At 64.4% G+C, this 15,351-nt stretch carries 15 protein-coding genes; 9 read left to right on the top strand and 6 right to left on the bottom strand.

Features of this window, described 5'->3' with window-relative positions; all coding sequences use genetic code 11:
• Positions 1–5 precede the first annotated feature (5 nt).
• The 4 genes from QTI66_RS06470 to QTI66_RS06455 all read left to right on the top strand — a co-directional run bounded on the left by QTI66_RS06470 (position 6) and on the right by QTI66_RS06455 (position 3,052).
• The gene (locus QTI66_RS06470) at positions 6–1,373 is read left to right on the top strand and encodes an amidase family protein (RefSeq protein WP_286558290.1); all 1,368 of its coding nucleotides are present in this window, start codon (positions 6–8) and stop codon (positions 1,371–1,373) included.
• 65 nt (positions 1,374–1,438) lie between these two features.
• Complete coding sequence (locus QTI66_RS06465; protein WP_286558289.1) at positions 1,439–1,747, top strand: putative quinol monooxygenase; 309 nt, start codon at positions 1,439–1,441, stop codon at positions 1,745–1,747.
• 116 nt (positions 1,748–1,863) lie between these two features.
• Positions 1,864–2,433: a hypothetical protein gene (locus tag QTI66_RS06460; protein ID WP_286558287.1), complete on the top strand. Its 570-nt coding sequence runs from the start codon at positions 1,864–1,866 to the stop codon at positions 2,431–2,433.
• A gap of 25 nt (positions 2,434–2,458) precedes the next feature.
• Complete coding sequence (locus QTI66_RS06455) at positions 2,459–3,052, top strand: hypothetical protein (RefSeq protein WP_286558285.1); 594 nt, start codon at positions 2,459–2,461, stop codon at positions 3,050–3,052.
• Between the two features lie 75 nt (positions 3,053–3,127).
• Here the strand turns inward: QTI66_RS06455 and gap are convergent, their stop codons facing one another.
• Both gap and tkt read right to left on the bottom strand, forming a co-directional pair.
• Entirely contained in the window at positions 3,128–4,129 is a 1,002-nt protein-coding gene (gene gap, locus QTI66_RS06450) for a type I glyceraldehyde-3-phosphate dehydrogenase (RefSeq protein ID WP_286558282.1), read from the bottom strand.
• Positions 4,130–4,189: 60 nt separating this feature from the next.
• Positions 4,190–6,241 carry a transketolase gene (tkt, locus tag QTI66_RS06445; protein ID WP_286558281.1) on the bottom strand — a complete coding sequence of 684 codons (2,052 nt, stop codon included), beginning with the start codon at positions 6,239–6,241 and terminating at the stop codon, positions 4,190–4,192.
• A 77-nt stretch (positions 6,242–6,318) separates the two neighbouring features.
• Between tkt and QTI66_RS06440 the strand changes: the two genes are divergently transcribed.
• Entirely contained in the window at positions 6,319–6,729 is a 411-nt protein-coding gene (locus tag QTI66_RS06440) for an S-adenosylmethionine decarboxylase family protein (RefSeq protein ID WP_286558280.1), read from the top strand.
• A gap of 17 nt (positions 6,730–6,746) precedes the next feature.
• On the top strand, positions 6,747–7,496 hold the full coding sequence (locus QTI66_RS06435; protein WP_286559030.1) for a nucleotidyltransferase family protein: 750 nt from the start codon (positions 6,747–6,749) through the stop codon (positions 7,494–7,496).
• A gap of 46 nt (positions 7,497–7,542) precedes the next feature.
• On the opposite strand, the gene QTI66_RS06430 is transcribed toward QTI66_RS06435, so the two are convergent.
• On the bottom strand, positions 7,543–9,315 hold the full coding sequence (locus tag QTI66_RS06430) for a hypothetical protein (protein WP_286558277.1): 1,773 nt from the start codon (positions 9,313–9,315) through the stop codon (positions 7,543–7,545).
• 116 nt (positions 9,316–9,431) lie between these two features.
• Between QTI66_RS06430 and QTI66_RS06425 the strand changes: the two genes are divergently transcribed.
• Positions 9,432–9,584, top strand: a complete 153-nt coding sequence (locus QTI66_RS06425; RefSeq protein ID WP_286558275.1) for a hypothetical protein — start codon at positions 9,432–9,434, stop codon at positions 9,582–9,584.
• A gap of 300 nt (positions 9,585–9,884) precedes the next feature.
• Positions 9,885–11,270 (top strand): aminopeptidase P N-terminal domain-containing protein, encoded by a 1,386-nt coding sequence (locus tag QTI66_RS06420; protein WP_286558272.1) that lies wholly within the window; start codon positions 9,885–9,887, stop codon positions 11,268–11,270.
• Between the two features lie 21 nt (positions 11,271–11,291).
• Here QTI66_RS06420 and QTI66_RS06415 read toward each other — a convergent pair whose 3' ends face one another.
• Both QTI66_RS06415 and QTI66_RS06410 read right to left on the bottom strand, forming a co-directional pair.
• A complete protein-coding gene (locus QTI66_RS06415) occupies positions 11,292–12,863 on the bottom strand; it encodes an FAD-dependent oxidoreductase (RefSeq protein WP_286558269.1) in 1,572 nt (523 codons plus the stop codon).
• A complete protein-coding gene (locus QTI66_RS06410; RefSeq protein WP_286559029.1) occupies positions 12,860–14,425 on the bottom strand; it encodes a polyamine aminopropyltransferase in 1,566 nt (521 codons plus the stop codon). The genes QTI66_RS06415 and QTI66_RS06410 overlap by 4 nt, the downstream gene beginning before the upstream one ends.
• A gap of 142 nt (positions 14,426–14,567) precedes the next feature.
• Here QTI66_RS06410 and QTI66_RS06405 point away from each other — a divergent pair, with 142 nt between their 5' ends.
• Positions 14,568–15,086 (top strand): hypothetical protein, encoded by a 519-nt coding sequence (locus tag QTI66_RS06405; protein WP_286558268.1) that lies wholly within the window; start codon positions 14,568–14,570, stop codon positions 15,084–15,086.
• A gap of 30 nt (positions 15,087–15,116) precedes the next feature.
• On the opposite strand, the gene QTI66_RS06400 is transcribed toward QTI66_RS06405, so the two are convergent.
• Entirely contained in the window at positions 15,117–15,335 is a 219-nt protein-coding gene (locus tag QTI66_RS06400) for a DUF350 domain-containing protein (RefSeq protein WP_286558264.1), read from the bottom strand.
• Positions 15,336–15,351: the final 16 nt, after the last annotated feature.

Raw genomic sequence — 15,351 nt, 5'->3', positions numbered from 1 at the left:
CTTCGATGACCACCGCCAACACACTTCAGGACCTGCTAGCCAAAGGCGCGACGCAATGCGCCAGCGCCGTGGCCGCCGGCGACACCAGCGCCCTCGAGTTGTGCGACGCGGCCATCGCGCGCATCGAGGAACTCGACGGCCATCTCAACGCCGTGGTCGTGCGCGACTTCGAACGCGCACGCGAGCAGGCACGCGCTGCCGACGCCGCACGCGCGCGCGGCGAGCGCCAGCCGCTGTTGGGCGTGCCGATGACGGTGAAGGAGTCGTTCAATGTGGCCGGCCTTCCCACGTCCTGGGGCATTCCGCCGTTTCGGGACTACGTGCCCGATCAGGACGCCGTCGCGGTGCAGCGACTGAAAGCGGCAGGCGCCGTGATCCTCGGCAAGTCGAACGTGGCGCCCGGGCTGGCCGACTTCCAGAGCGACAACCCGGTGTACGGCCGCACCGTCCATCCGCTGGACGCGGCGCGCACGCCGGGCGGCTCCTCGGGCGGCGGCGCAGCAGCGCTCGCAGCGGGGATGGTGGCGCTGGAGATGGGCTCGGACATGATGGGTTCGATCCGCATCCCCGCGCACTTCTGCGGCGTGTACGGCCACAAGCCGAGCACCAACGTGTTGCCGATGCGCGGCCACGACTTTCCGCGAACGCACGCCGTGCCCGGCGACATGCCGACCGTGATCGGCCCGATGGCGCGCCGTGCCGAAGACCTGGACCTGGTGCTTGACGCCATCGCCGGCCCGGACATCCCCGACTCGAAGGCCTATCGGCTTGCCTTGCCCGCGGCCCGTCACAGCCGGCTCGCTGCCTTTCGCGTGTTCTTGCTGACCGATCACCCCTCAGCGGCGGCATCCGGCGACGTGCGCAACGCGGTGGAGAGCGTGGCGCAGCGCATGGCAAGCGCCGGTGCATCCGTCGCGCGCAGCAGCGAACTTCTGCCCGATCTGGCCGACGTGCAGTCGAGCTACGTGACGCTCATCATGACGCTGCTCAGCGCTTTCGAACCAAGCGGCAAGTCCACGATGTCGGCCCACGAATGGATTCACCTGATGGCCAAGCGCGGCGCCATCCGCGCGAAGTGGCGCGCCTTCTTCGAGCAGTTCGACGTGCTGCTGTGCCCCGCCTTCGGCACCGCCGCCTTCGTGCACGAAACCAACCCCGATTGGGAAGCGCGCACGCTCACGATCGATGGCAAGCCGACGCCGTACGGCGCCCAAGGTGCATGGGCCACGATGGCCTCGCTGGCCGGGCTGCCCGCCACCGTCGCGCCGGTCACGCGCGACGCCGACGGCTTGCCGTTGGGCGTGCAGATCGTCGGCCCCTTCCTCGAGGATCGAACGACGATCGCCTTGGCCAGAATGCTCGCGACAGCGTGATCGGACGGATTGCCTTAGATTCGCAAGGCCATCCCATCCACCATCACTCCGGAGCCAGCATTCCAATGATCCACGTCGTCGCCGTCATCACCGCCAAGCCGGGCCAGCGCGCCACGGTGCTCGAAGCCTTCAAGGCCAACCGTCCGGCGGTGCTCGCCGAAGCCGGCTGCGTCGAATACAACGCCACGGTCGATGCGCAAGGCATGCCGCCGTCCAAGGGCACGTTTGGCGAGGACACCTTCGTGGTGGTCGAGAAGTGGGAAACGCTGGACGCGCTCAAGGCGCACGCCGTCGCGCCGCACATGGTGGCCTATGGCGCGAAGACCAAGGACCTGGTCGCAAACCGGGTGATCCACGTGCTCGAGCCTTTTTGAGCGCTGCAATCCGCATTTGCCATCAGCGTTGCACGCGATCAACATAAGGAATTAGCCCCGTTACATCCTGATACATTTCGTCCTCCAACATCAAGTCAATTTCGGAGGAGGACGACATGCGAACCACGCGACTGCATGGTTTGGGAATGTGTGCGCTGGCGGTTTTTGCGACCGGTTGCGCACAACTGAAAGCACCGCCCTATGCGGCGGACTACGAGGCGCTGGATCGCCTCAGGGCAACCAAGCCCGCGGCCATTGCTGTAGCAACGGTCCAGCCGACCGATCCGAACGACCGGGTCAACAACCTCTCATTGCGCGGCGCGCGCCTGGTGTCGCCGAGCGGCACCTTCTCCAGATATCTTGAGGACGCGTTGATACGCGACCTGAAGGAAGTCTCTGCTTACGACGCGCAATCGAAGACGCGGCTCGACGCAAGAATCCTGAAAAACGATATCAACGTCGCGGGCATCGTCACGGGCACCGGCTTCATGGAAGTCGAGATGGTCGCTACGCGCGATGGCCAGCAACGTTTGAAGAAAACGTACAAGGCCAACACCAGCTTCGAATCGAGCCTCGCCGGCATCGTTGCCATTCCGGCAGGGCAAGCCGCCTACTCGAACCTTGCACGCGCGCTGCTGCGCGAGGTGTATTCCGACCCGCAGTTCATCGCGGCCATCGGCCCCTGAATCCACAAAAACGAGGAGATCTCACATGTCCATCATTCAGAAGATCGTTCGCACCGCAGCCGCGCTGGGAACCGTCATCGTGCTCGCCGGTTGCGCGCACCCTATCGCCATCAACAGTGATGCCGGTCCCGAGCGCGTCGACTCGAAGCTCATCCAGAAGAAAGTCGCCTATGCGTTGAGCGACACGGAGCGCGCCAAGCAAGTCATCACCGCCGGTGGTGGCGGGGACAAGATCAGCTACTACCCGTACCGGGATCTGGAAAAGTCGATTCGCGATGCGCTTCGTTCGGTCTACCAGGACGTCGTGGTCGTGAAGACCGCGGCCGATGTGAATGCCGTCAAGGCTTCGGGCGCCACGCTGGTGTTCACACCGGAAATCAAGACCTCGTCGAGTTCGCCATCGGCCTTCACCTGGCCGCCAACGGAATTCACGACCGACATTTCGTGCACCGTGACCGATGCCGGCGGCGTGGAAGTGACACGCGTGAAGGCCACCGGAAACGGCAAGGCGGAGTTCGACGAGTTCAAGAGCGACTTTGCACTGTCTGCCAAGCGCTCTTCGGCCGATATGTCCGTCAAGCTGAGCGAGGAAATTCGCAACAACGTCCGGCTCCGCTGAACGTCAAGGCCCTCGGTCACCACCAACAAAAAACGCGCCCTCGGGCGCGTTTTGCATGGAAGAGCGAGCCCCGGATTACTTCGCGACCACGCGCACCATTTCCAGGCACTTGTTCGAGTAGCCCCATTCGTTGTCGTACCAGCTCACCAGCTTGACGAAGGTGCTGTCCAGCGCGATGCCGGCTTCCGCGTCGAAGATGGAGGTGCGCGGGTCGCCACGGAAGTCGGTCGCGACGACCTTGTCTTCGGTGTACCCCAGCACGCCCTTCATGGCGCCTTCGCTCTGTGCCTTGAACTCGGCGCAGATTTCCTTGTAGCTGGCTTCCTTGACCAGTTCCACCGTCAGGTCGACCACCGACACGTCGGAAGTCGGCACGCGGAAGCTCATGCCCGTGAGCTTCTTGTTCAGCTCGGGGATGACCACGCCCACGGCCTTGGCAGCGCCGGTGCTCGAGGGAATGATGTTTTCCAGGATGCCGCGGCCGCCGCGCCAGTCCTTGTTGCTCGGGCCGTCCACGGTCTTTTGCGTGGCGGTGGCGGCGTGCACGGTCGTCATCAGGCCGCGCTTGATGCCCCACTTGTCATTGAGCACCTTGGCGAGCGGCGCCAGGCAGTTGGTCGTGCAGCTGGCGTTGCTGATGATGGCTTCGCCCTTGTAGCTCTTGTCGTTGACACCGTAGACGAACATGGGCGTGTCGTCCTTCGACGGCGCCGACATGATGACCTTCTTCGCGCCCGCGTCGATGTGCTTCTGGCCGGTTTCCTTGGTGAGGAAGAGGCCCGTGGCTTCGATCACGATGTCGGCGCCGACTTCGTTCCACTTGAGGTTGGCCGGGTCGCGCTCTTGCGTGAGGCGGATCGACTTGCCGTTGACGATGAGGTTGTTGCCCTCGACGCTCACTTCACCCTTGAAGCGGCCATGCACCGAGTCGTACTGCAGCATGTACGCCAGGTAGTCTGGCTCGAGCAAGTCGTTGATGGCGACCACTTCGATGTCGCTCTTGAAGTTTTGCACTGCCGCGCGAAACACCATCCGGCCGATGCGGCCGAAGCCGTTGATACCGATCTTGATAGCCATGTTGACTTGCTCCTAAGGTTGATAAAACTGAAATGTGGCGAAGAGCCTCTGCGCGCCTGGTCAGCGCTTGAGGGCTGCTTCCACCGTAGCGGCCACGTTCTCCGCCGTGAACCCGAAATGCTTGAAAAGCACGCCCGCCGGCGCCGATTCGCCATACGTATCGATGCCGACCACGGCCGCGACGCCGTACTTCCACCAGCCATCCGTCGCACCCATTTCGACCGCAACGCGCAGCAGGCCCTTGGGCAGCACGCTCTTCTTGTACGCCACGTCCTGGCGGTCGAAGGTGGTGGTCGAGGGCATGGAGACCACGCGCACCGCGATCTTCTTCGCGGCAAGCAGTTCCTGTGCCTTCATGGCCAGCTGCACTTCCGAGCCGGTGGCGATGATGACGGCCACGGTCTTCTTGTTCTTCAGGCCCACGCGCTCGGGTTCGGCCAGCACATAGGCGCCCTTGCTGATGTCGCTCAGGTCGCCCTTTTGCGCGTACGGCAGGTTCTGGCGCGACAGCAGCATGGCCGTCGGACGCGTGGCGTTCTGCAGCGCGACGGCCCATGCCACGGCCGTTTCAGCCGTGTCGCCCGGACGCCAGACGTCCAGGTTGGGGATCAGGCGCAGCGAGGCGGCATGCTCGATCGACTGGTGCGTCGGGCCGTCTTCGCCCAAGCCGATGGAGTCGTGCGTGAACACGTGAATCACGCGCTTCTTCATCAGCGCCGCCATGCGGATGGCGTTGCGGCTGTAGTCGCTGAAGGTGAGGAAGGTGCCACCGTAGGGAATGAAGCCGCCATGCAGCGCCACGCCGTTCATGATGGCCGCCATGCCGAACTCGCGCACGCCATAGTTGATGTGACGGCCCAGCAGCCCGTCGGGGAACTGCTCGTTGCCGTCGGCGCGGACCACGTCGCCCTTGCTGTCGAAGCGCAGGGCGGGGGTGCTCTTGGTGTTGGTCAGGTTCGAGCCGGTCAGGTCGGCGCTGCCGCCGAGCATTTCGGGCAGGGCCGCGGTGAAGGCTTCGAGCGCGAGTTGCGAGGCCTTGCGGCTGGCAACAGTTTCGCCCTTGGTGTGGGCGGCGACGACCGTGTCGAACGCGGTCTGGTGGAAGTTCTTCGGCAGTTCGCCCTTCATGCGGCGCGTGAATTCGGCGGCCAGGTCGGGGAAGGCGGCGGTGTACGACGCGAACTTGTCATTCCATTCGGCTTCGCGCTTGGCGCCTGCGGCCTTGGCGTCCCACTCTTCGTACACCGCGCCAGGCAGTTCGAAGGGCGCGTGCGTCCACTGCAGCGCGCTGCGGGTCAGGCCGATTTCGTCAGCGCCGAGCGGCTCGCCGTGGGCCTTGGCGGTGTTGGCGCGGTTCGGGCTGCCCTTGCCGATCTGCGTCTTGCAGATGATGAGCGTGGGCTTGTCGTTCTGCGCCTTGGCTTCCTCGATCGCCTTCGACACTTCGGGCGCGTCGTGGCCGTCGATGGCGCCGATCACGTTCCAGCCGTAGGCCTTGAAGCGCTCCGCCGTGTTGTCGATGAACCAGGGCTTGACCTGGCCGTCGATGGAGATGCCGTTGTCGTCGTAAAGCGCGATCAGCTTGCCCAGCTTCCACGCGCCAGCCAGTGCGGCCGCTTCGTGGCTGATGCCTTCCATCAGGCAGCCGTCGCCCAGGAACACGTAGGTGTGGTGGTCGACGATGTTGTGCGTGTCGCGGTTGAACTCGGCGGCGAGCAGCTTTTCAGCCAGCGCAAAGCCGACGGCGTTGGTGATGCCCTGGCCGAGCGGGCCGGTGGTCGTTTCCACGCCCGGGGTGATGCCGGTTTCGGGGTGGCCAGCCGTCTTGCTGTGCAGCTGGCGGAAGTGCTTGAGCTCGTCGATCGGCAGGTCGTAGCCCGAGAGGTGCAGCACCGAGTAGATGAGCATCGAGGCGTGGCCGTTCGACAGCACGAAGCGGTCGCGGTCGAACCAATGCGGATTGACGGGGTTGTGGCGCAGGTGGTCGCCCCAGAGCGCGACGGCCATGTCGGCCATGCCCATGGGAGCACCGGGATGGCCCGAGTTGGCGAGTTGAACTGCGTCCATCGCCAGCGCGCGGATCGCGTTGGCCATCAAGGCTTGGTTGGCCATTTATGTGGCTTTCGGGGGATGAGGTTGGGGGGAACCCGTAATTTTAGCGGCCCCGACCGGCTGCTAGAGTTGTGGCCATGCATGGCCTCCATCTGACCGCCGATCTCCACGACTGCCGCTGTGCGCGCCAATGGCTCGAAGACGCGCAGGCCCTGGGTGCCGTTTGTCGCAAGGCGGCGGTGGCCGCGGGGCTGCAGCCGGTGGGCGAGCTGTTCAAGGCTTTTCCGGCCACGCCGCTCGGGCCGGGGGGTGTCACGGCAACGGTTCTGCTCGCGGAATCTCATTTGTGCGTTCACACCTGGCCTGAATTGCGCGCAGCAACGCTTGACGTCTACGTATGCAACGTTGGCGCCAACCACGCGCCCGCCGCGCATTCGCTGATGGATTGCCTGATTGCCCTGTTCGAGCCCTCGCGATCCGATCTCAATGCCTTGCAGCGGGGCGAGATTGCCCCTGCAGCGCCGGCCTCCGTGGAATCCACGCATTGAAGCCGCTGGCCCAGGCGATGGTGCTTGCTGCCGGACGCGGCGAGCGCATGCGTCCGCTGACCGACACCACGCCCAAGCCCTTGCTCCTCGTGCAAGGCAAGCCGCTGATGCAATGGGCGATGGAGGCACTCGCCCGCGGTGGCTTTGACCAGGTGCTCATCAACACCGCGTGGCTGGGCGAGCAGATTCCGGCCCATTTCGGCGAGCGCTTTGTCGCCCGCCCGGCAGGGCACGCCGAGGTGGCCATGTCGGTTTCCTATTCGCACGAAGGCCGCGATTTCGGAGATGCGCTGGAGACGACCGGCGGCATCGTGCGCGCGCTGCCGCAGCTGGCGGACGTGTTCTGGGTCGCCGCGGGCGATGTCTACGCGCCCGAGTTCGAGTTCCCACAGGCCGCGGTGGATCGCTTCAAGGCCAGCGGCCGGCTCGCGCATCTGTGGCTGGTGCCCAACCCGCCGCACAACCTGCGCGGCGATTTCGGGATCGCCAGCGACGGCACGGCCCTGGGCACCGCGCCCGCTGGCGAGCCGAGCTACACGTTTTCGACCATCGGCTTGTACCGGGCCGAGTGCTTCTCCTTGCCATACTGCAACATCGCGCCGGGCAATCCACTGGGGGTCAAGGCCGCGTTGGGACCGATGCTTCGCGCCGCCATGCAAGACGGCAAGGTGAGCGCCGAGGTGTATCGGGGCTCATGGACCGACGTCGGCACGCCTCAACGACTTGCGGCGCTGAACGAGCCCGAAGGTCGCACAGCGCCGCAATGACTTTTGCAACGCGCCGGGGTTTCAGATCCCGGCACGGTCATGCCCGTCAGGGCACGTTCTGCGCAGTGAGGAAGAAAGGCTTGCCCGGCAAGGTCGCGGGTGCCTTGGTTCCATCCTTGTAGAGCAGGGTCGGCGGCAGGTCCAAGTCGCCGCCATATTCGAACAGGTCGGTTCCGCTCGCGCCCATTCCGCACCCGGGCCTGCGGCAGGCGCCCCCGTTCGTGTGGAAGATGACGTTGCTGTAGCGGTAGTTGCGCACCGTGCCGCCGGTGTAGTCGGCCAGGGTCAGCGTGAAGGCTTCGGTGCCGTGGTTCTCGTTGTCCTCGATCGCGATCGGATCGACCAGGCGCGAGTCCTTGAGGGTCTTCACGATGGTGCCGCCCGTGCGGGCATCGTTGAAGTTCACCCAGTCCACACGCCGCTCGCCACGCGACAGCACGATCGCCTGCCACGCAAGGCTCTGCATGTTGCCCAGGTCGCCGCGGAAATGCGAGATGCTCGTGGGATTGCTGCCCACGGTCACCGTCCCCACCTGCCGGATGACGGATCGCGTACCGCCGCCGCCTGGCTGGGCGTAGTTGCCCAAATCGAACAGCCGCAAGCTGCCTTCCTGCGTTGCAACCCACGCGCGGGCGTTGGCTCCCCACAGCGATGCCTTCACGGCCGTCGGCCTGGCGCCGCTGGGCATGTCCATCGTCTTGATCAGGGTCGGCATCTGTGAAGGCACTGCCGCAAAGGTGTAGGGCCACTGATTGGCCGCCTCACCGATCACCTTGGTGGCGTTGAAGTTCGCGAGCGAACCGAAGTACATCGACTTGTAGTAGTTGAACAGCGGCTTCAGGTCGACGAAGGCCACGCGCTGCTCGGACTTGGAGAGCACGATCGCCACTCCGGCCGTGGCGTAGGCATCGGAGTTGTTGCCCGAGATGAAAGTCTGGCGATTGGCTTCCACGGCCAGCGGCGTCTTGTACGCCGACATCTGCCCTGTCGGCGAGTTCACCCGTCCCGTCCAGGGATTCCAGCCGGTCGTGGAAGAGATCTCGGTCGGTGCGCGCAGGTTCTCGGGCAGGTCGACGTAGCCCAGCACCTTCATGTAGGCGATGTTGCCCTGGTTGGCCAAACCGGGATGCGTGGCACCCCAGTCACCCCAGCCCACATCGCCCAAGTCGGGCCTGGCCACGGTGCAACCACCGCACAGGCCCGCCAATGCGACGACGGCGATCTGCCCGCGCGTCCTGGCGACGTCCCACACGGTGATGAGCGCGAACTCGCCGCTGTTGGTGATGGTGATTCCGGTCGGCACCTTGCCTGCCGCCAGCTTGGTCATGTAGGAGTTCTGCGCCGTGTTGCTGCCAAACGCCGTCGACACGGTGCCGTCCTGGTAGGCGACGACGGCTTCGGAACACCAGCCCGGCCGGCCGTAGCAACGCGCTGCGGCCACCGGATTCTTGAGGCCGAACTGCTGCGCGTGCATGTCGTCCACGCCGCCGCCCTTGTAGTTGCGCATGACCCACGGCAGCTCGGGCTTCTGGGTGAAGGTGTTGCTTTGCTGCGAGATCGTTGCGACGTCGGCGACACCCGTGCGGCCCGGCGAATTGGCCACGTACAGCACATTGCCGATGTTCGAGAAGTAGTCCCCCTCGCCGCCGTGCGACGCCACGGGCCCGCCCACCTGCCAGTGGCCGAGATTGCCGATGTCGGCGTTGGGGCGCTGGGCGAAGCTGAAAGCGGTGCTTGGCCTTTCGTACCACGTCGTGGTCGTGGCGCCTCCGGATGAAGGCGAGCCGTAGCGGTACGTGATGCCCGCCTCGGTGCTCATCAGGCCCGCCATCTTGGCGTAGGCCGAAGGATCGACGTTGCGCGCCGCATTGACGATGTCCCCGGCCGTTGCACTGCCGGCGGCCGCGAGCGGCGCGCTGAGCGTGGGGCTGTCCGTTGGGACGCCGTGAGCTGCCGGCGGTGGCGCGGGCGGTGGCGGTGGCGGTGGCGGTGGTGGCGGTGGTGGCGGTGGTGGCGGCCGTGATGGTGTTGGTGGCGGTGGCGGCGCCTCCACTGCCGGGGCTGGCGTTGTCGAGCCTCTACGCCTGAGCTTGTCCGCGGCGGATTCGGTCCCCGCGATTTCCGTTGAATCATCGGAGGCGCTGAGCGCTCCTGCGGGATGGGTGTCGGCGGCTGCGCCACCGGAACCACCGCCGCCGCACGCGCCCAACACCGAAACCAGCGTCAAGAACGCCGTTGTCTTAATTACTTTCACGACCTGATACCCCCTGTTGTAATAACGAATTTGTAATTTGCGCTCGCGACAGGGGCAAATGTTCTTGCAATCCCTTTCAGAATCGGTGGGCCTACAACACCTGCCTGTTACAAACGTGTGGCATGGTGTCGCCTATGAACGCCACGCAATTTGCTGATCGCCGCGCGCGACTTGCCGCTCAGTTGGGGCCTAACGGCATTGCAGTTATTCCCACGGCTCCCGAACGCCAACGTAACCGTGACAGCGACTTTCTATATCGCCATGACAGTTACTTTTTCTACCTGACAGGTTTCACCGAACCCAATGCCTGGCTGGTATTGGCCGGTGATGGCCGCAGCACACTGTTCTGCGCACCGAAGGATCTCGAGCGAGAAATTTGGGATGGTTACCGCTTGGGCCCAGAGGCAGCGCCGGAGGCGCTCAAGGTCGATGTGGCCCTGTCAGTCGAGGAGCTTGATAAGCAATTGCCGCGCCTGTTGGAAAACAGGTCTGTCGTCTGGTACCCCTTTGCCACTCACAAGGGCCTCGAGACACGGGTGGACGAGTGGCTTTCCGACGTGCGCGCACGTGTGCGCTATGGCGCAATTTGTCCGCAAGAGCAGCGGGATTTGTGCGGACCACTTGACGAAATGCGGCTGTTCAAAGATGTACACGAACAAGACGTAATGCGAAAAGCCGCCGCCATCAGCGCGCGCGCTCACATTCGTGCCATGCAGCTTTCCGCGCAAATGTTGCGTGATGGTCTCGAGGTGCGTGAATACCACCTCGATGCGGAGTTGCTGCACGAATTCAGAAAGGGCGGCTCGCAATATCCAGCCTACGGTTCCATCGTCGCCGCCGGCGCGAATGCTTGCGTGCTGCACTACCGCGCCGATACGGCGCCGGTGCGCGACGGCGAGCTCGTGCTCATCGATGCAGGTTGCGAACTCGATGGCTACGCGAGTGACATTACGCGCACCTTCCCTGCGAATGGTCGCTTCACCGGTCCGCAGCGCGCACTGTATGAACTGGTGCTCGCCAGCCAGGATGCGGCTGTTGCCGTGACAAAGCCTGGCGCGCGCTTTACCGATCCGCATGAAGCCACGGTCAAGGTGCTGGCGCAAGGCCTGCTGGACCTGAAACTGCTCGACGCGCAGAAGGTGGGCTCGGTGCAAGACGTGATCGAGCAGCGCGCTTACTTCCCCTTCTACATGCATCGCACGGGCCACTGGCTCGGCATGGATGTTCACGACTGTGGAAGCTATGTTGAACCGTCGCAGCTGGGCGAATCGAGCGAACGCAAGGATCCGTTGAGCGGCGAGGTCATCACCAACCGACCCAGCCGCATCCTGCGGCCCGGCATGGTGACCACGATTGAACCCGGCCTTTACGTTCGGCCCACCGAAGGCGTGCCGCAAGAGTTCTGGAACATCGGCATCCGCATCGAGGACGACGCCATCGTCAACGAAGGCGGCTGCGAACTCATCAGCCGCGGCGTGCCGGTGAAGCCTGATGACATCGAAGCGCTGATGCGCGGCTGATTCAGCGCAAAGGTGAAGGCATCACGCCGCGAAGTGTCCGCGCGTGAACGCCTCTTCGAAAATCGAATAGCCCGACCAGTCGGCATGCGCGAACGCGAGCCGACCCGATTCGATGCGCCGCTGCCCGATGCCGATGTGACGCAGCAATCCCGGTGAGGGAATGGCCATCGCATGGCCGTAGCGCGTGATGTCGATGCGCGTCGCCAGATGCGCCAGGTCGGGGTGTGGCACGCCCATCTCCGCCAACAGTTCATTGCGCCACGTGGCCCAGGATCGATCCTGCAGCGCGCGACGGCCATCGCTGCCGTCGTGCCCGCTCGGACCGAGCGGGCGATACCACGTGAGCACCGTCGCGCCCGGCGCAGGACTGAGGCTTTGATGACGCGCGTCCACATAGCCGAGGCCACGCGACCCATAGAGCACGTTGTCCCAGCTTGGCGCCGCCCCGGGCCGATCGGCGAGCGGTGCACGCACATGCACATTGGCCACGAGCCAGGGCGCGTAGCGGAGCCGCTCGGCCGCTTCACGCAGCACGCGGGGCGCACCGATGACGACACGTGCCGCGATGAACACGGGCAAGGCGACGATGCAACGCTCGGCCTGCCAGCGGACGGGCGCTTGCGAAGACACGTCGAACGCATCAACCTCCACGCCTGAACGTGTCTCTTCGATTCGCATGACGACATGGCCTGTGCGCAGGCGCTCGCCAAGCGGCGCCGCCATGCGCCGGGCGAGCCATGCGTTGCCTTCGGGCCAGGTCAGGACCGGGTCGCGCTCCTCGTTGTCATCGCTGCCGGGCGCATGAAAGCCGTGGCGGCTTGCGAAGTAGTGAATGCCGGCCCACGCCGACACATGCGCGATGCCCGCGCCGTAGTCGTCGCGGCAGCAGTAGTCGAGGTACCAGCGCAGATGCGTATCGCCCAGGTTCTCACGATCGAGCCACGCGGCAAAGCTGATGGCGTCCAGCTCAAGCCATTCGGGCGCCAAGGGCACCTTCGCCACTGGAATCGAGAAGCGCGTGCGCTTGCGCAGCGCATCGACGCGTTGCGCAAAGCGATGGTATTGGTCGAGCGTGGCCTGCGTGACGCCTTGCACCGGCAGCAGGCCTTCCTGCCATTGGCCCTGAAAGTAGAGGCGCTCCTGCGGGCTGTGGCAAAGATGGCGCTCGTCGTATTCCCATCGCCCCGCCACGCGCCGTCGCAGGCCCAGTTCTTCCAGCAGGTCCTGCACTTCGCTCGCATCGTCGCCGGGCACAGGCAAATAGTGCGCGCCCAGTGGGCAAGCGATGTTTTGGACGATTCCGCCACGGCTGTTGCCGCCCGCGCTGTCTTCGAGTTCGAGCAGCACGAAATCATCGATGCCCTGCAGGCGCAATGCCCGCGCGGCAGCCAACCCTGCGATGCCGCCGCCTGAAATGACCACCTGCGTGCGCTTGACGCTGGCGGAGGAGGCACTGGCGTACTCCGCATCGCGCATCGCATGGCCGCGCGCCATGTCGATGCCGGTGAATCCACCTTCGATGGGAGGCCGCACATCGCAGGCACTGAGCGCCATCGCACCGACGCCAGCACCGAGGAAGCCGCGGCGCCTCATCGCGTGCCCCACTCGTGTTCGTACGTCGTCACGAGGATCTGGTTCGACAAGCGATGGACCTGCGTCGGCACGCGCGCCATGTCGACCGGAAAGTCGAACATCAGTGGTGCCGTGGTGGCGGAAAGAAATCGCAAACCTTCAGGCAACACGTCCGGCAGACGGTAAGGGCGCCGGCTCGCAACGATGAATCCCCACTCGCCGAAACTCGGCACGTGCGCGTGGTACGGCGTCGCCGTGAGCCCGACGGATTCAATGGTGGTGACCACGGTCCAGAAACTCTTGCGCGCGATGAGTGGCGACGTCGTCTGCACCACCGCATAGCCGCTGGCCGAAAGACGCTTGTCGAGCAGGGCATAGAACGAATTCGTGTAGAGCTTGCCGATCGCGAAGTTGGTCGGGTCGGGAAAGTCGACCACGATCACGTCGAAGAAGTCGTTTGCCCCCACGCTGCCCGACGGGGCGTTCGTGTCGCCTTGCTGCAGCCACTGGAAGGCATCCATGTTGACGACATGCACCTTGGGTGACTTGAGGGAGCCGCCATTGAGCGCACTCAGCGTTTCGTGCTCGCTGAACAGTCGCGTCATGTTCGGATCCAGCTCCACCAGCGTGACGCTCTCCACCGACGGGTACTTGAGGATCTCGCGCATCGCCATGCCGTCGCCGCCGCCCAGCACCGCGACCCTCTTCGGCGCCCCCTGCGCCGCCATCACCGGATGCACCAGCGCTTCGTGATAGCGGTATTCGTCGCGCTCGGCGAATTGCAGGTTGCCATTGAGGTACAGGCGATGCCCTGCACTGCCGCGCGTGACGACGATGCGCTGGTAAGGCGAGCTCTCGCTGAACACGATGCGGTCCTGATAGAACCGGTCCTCGGCAAGCGATGTGATGTGGTCCGCAAACACGAAGGCTGTCGTCAACACGCCCAGCGTGATGGCGCATGCCACCGCATGTGCGCCGCGCCTGCGCAACTCGTGGCGAAACAACCAGAGGGCCCATAGCGCCACGGCGGCGTTCATCCAGCCGAACAAGAGCCCCGTGCGAATCATGCCCAAATGCGGCACGAGCAGGATGGGAAACGCAATCGACACCGCCAACGCGCCGAGGTAGTCGAAGGTCAGCACCTGCGACACGAGATCCTTGAGCACGACATGGCGCCGCAGGATGCGCATGACCAGTGGAATCTCCAACCCGACAAGCGTGCCGACCACACCCACGAGTCCATAGAGCAGCCACCTGAACGCGCCGGGCACATAGGCATTGGCCAGGAACAGCAATGCCGGAAGCAACCCACCGACGCAGGCCACCATCAGCTCGATGCGAAGGAAGTGCGCCGGCAACTGGCGTTCGAAGAAGCGCGAAAGCCACGAACCCACGCCCATGGCAAAGAGATAGGTGCCGATGACGGTGCTGAACTGCAGCACCGAATCGCCGAGCAAGTAAGAGCTCAGCGCCGCCGCACTCAGTTCATACACCAGCCCGCATGCGGCCACCACAAAAACGCTGGCGAGCAATGCAATGTCCACCGGGCCAGGCCGGCGTTGGGCGTGCGTCAGGTCGCGTATCAAGTCAAAAACAATCTGTTGACCATTGACATGGGCACCGCGCAAAAAAGGTCACGTTCAATTTGCACGGGCTGCGATCTCTCGACGGAAAAGAAGGTGCTTTTCAAGACAAACTCTCCCCAAGAATATTCAGGAGGATGAGGTGAGCATTTTCAAGTTCATGGGCCCTGCGACGTTGCTCGCTGCAAGCTTGTGCGGCTGCAACCAGATGACGACGGAGCCGCCGACGAATCCCGGCCGATTGCTGGTGGGAGACGAGATCAGGCTGGTCACGGACGGAAAGTCGCTCAACGGCCAGCGCGTGTCGATTGACGGCTATGCGCTGTTTTGCAGCCTCAACGGCATGTACCGCAGCGGCAATGTGGTCGACATCGAGATCCACGCCACGCGCGATTGCCGCAGCCGCACGATCGCGGCAGCCAAGGTCCGCCTGCTGCGCGAAAGCGCCGCCAGTCCGGGCCTCATGGCGTCGGGCGTGCGCCCCCGCAACGCGGTGTTGATCGGCGACATTTTCTCCAATGAACACGTCAAGTTCCTCACGGACGATTACACGGTGCTGCCGCCCAAGGGCGTGGTGCGCGTCTCGGGCGTGGTGAACTATCAGTCGGACCGGGCCGGGTCGCCGGAACTCGAAGGCATTTCGCTGCACGGTCTCAACTGACGGCGCGCCCCGGCGCGAGGCGGCGAGCCATCAGTGGATCGCCGCGGCCACGATGATCGAGATGCCCAGGCACATCGCAGCAACGACCAGCCCCAGCGCGACGTTCTGCTTCTCGACGATCTCGTTCCACAGGTTGTAGGGCGTGAGCTTGTCGAGGACGACGAAGCAGATCCAGAACACCGCCACGCCGATCAACGCGTAGACAAGGGAGCCGAGCACGACACTCGGCTTCAGCCATTCAATTCCCATAGAGACCTCCAGTCTT

This window comes from Variovorax brevis (assembly GCF_030317105.1).
In the GTDB taxonomy this organism is placed as follows: domain Bacteria; phylum Pseudomonadota; class Gammaproteobacteria; order Burkholderiales; family Burkholderiaceae_C; genus Variovorax; species Variovorax brevis.
This window is presented reverse-complemented; position numbering and strand designations above follow the sequence as displayed.

Coding starts and splice junctions, on each gene's coding strand:
- QTI66_RS06470 (WP_286558290.1), top strand. CDS start 6: ATGACCACCGCCAACACACTTCAGGACCTGCTAGCCAAAGGCGCGACG.
- QTI66_RS06400 (WP_286558264.1), bottom strand. CDS start 15,335: ATGGGAATTGAATGGCTGAAGCCGAGTGTCGTGCTCGGCTCCCTTGTC.
- tkt (WP_286558281.1), bottom strand. CDS start 6,241: ATGGCCAACCAAGCCTTGATGGCCAACGCGATCCGCGCGCTGGCGATG.
- QTI66_RS06465 (WP_286558289.1), top strand. CDS start 1,439: ATGATCCACGTCGTCGCCGTCATCACCGCCAAGCCGGGCCAGCGCGCC.
- QTI66_RS06455 (WP_286558285.1), top strand. CDS start 2,459: ATGTCCATCATTCAGAAGATCGTTCGCACCGCAGCCGCGCTGGGAACC.
- QTI66_RS06440 (WP_286558280.1), top strand. CDS start 6,319: ATGCATGGCCTCCATCTGACCGCCGATCTCCACGACTGCCGCTGTGCG.
- QTI66_RS06430 (WP_286558277.1), bottom strand. CDS start 9,315: ATGAGCACCGAGGCGGGCATCACGTACCGCTACGGCTCGCCTTCATCC.
- QTI66_RS06415 (WP_286558269.1), bottom strand. CDS start 12,863: ATGAGGCGCCGCGGCTTCCTCGGTGCTGGCGTCGGTGCGATGGCGCTC.
- QTI66_RS06460 (WP_286558287.1), top strand. CDS start 1,864: ATGCGAACCACGCGACTGCATGGTTTGGGAATGTGTGCGCTGGCGGTT.
- QTI66_RS06420 (WP_286558272.1), top strand. CDS start 9,885: ATGAACGCCACGCAATTTGCTGATCGCCGCGCGCGACTTGCCGCTCAG.
- QTI66_RS06435 (WP_286559030.1), top strand. CDS start 6,747: ATGGTGCTTGCTGCCGGACGCGGCGAGCGCATGCGTCCGCTGACCGAC.
- gap (WP_286558282.1), bottom strand. CDS start 4,129: ATGGCTATCAAGATCGGTATCAACGGCTTCGGCCGCATCGGCCGGATG.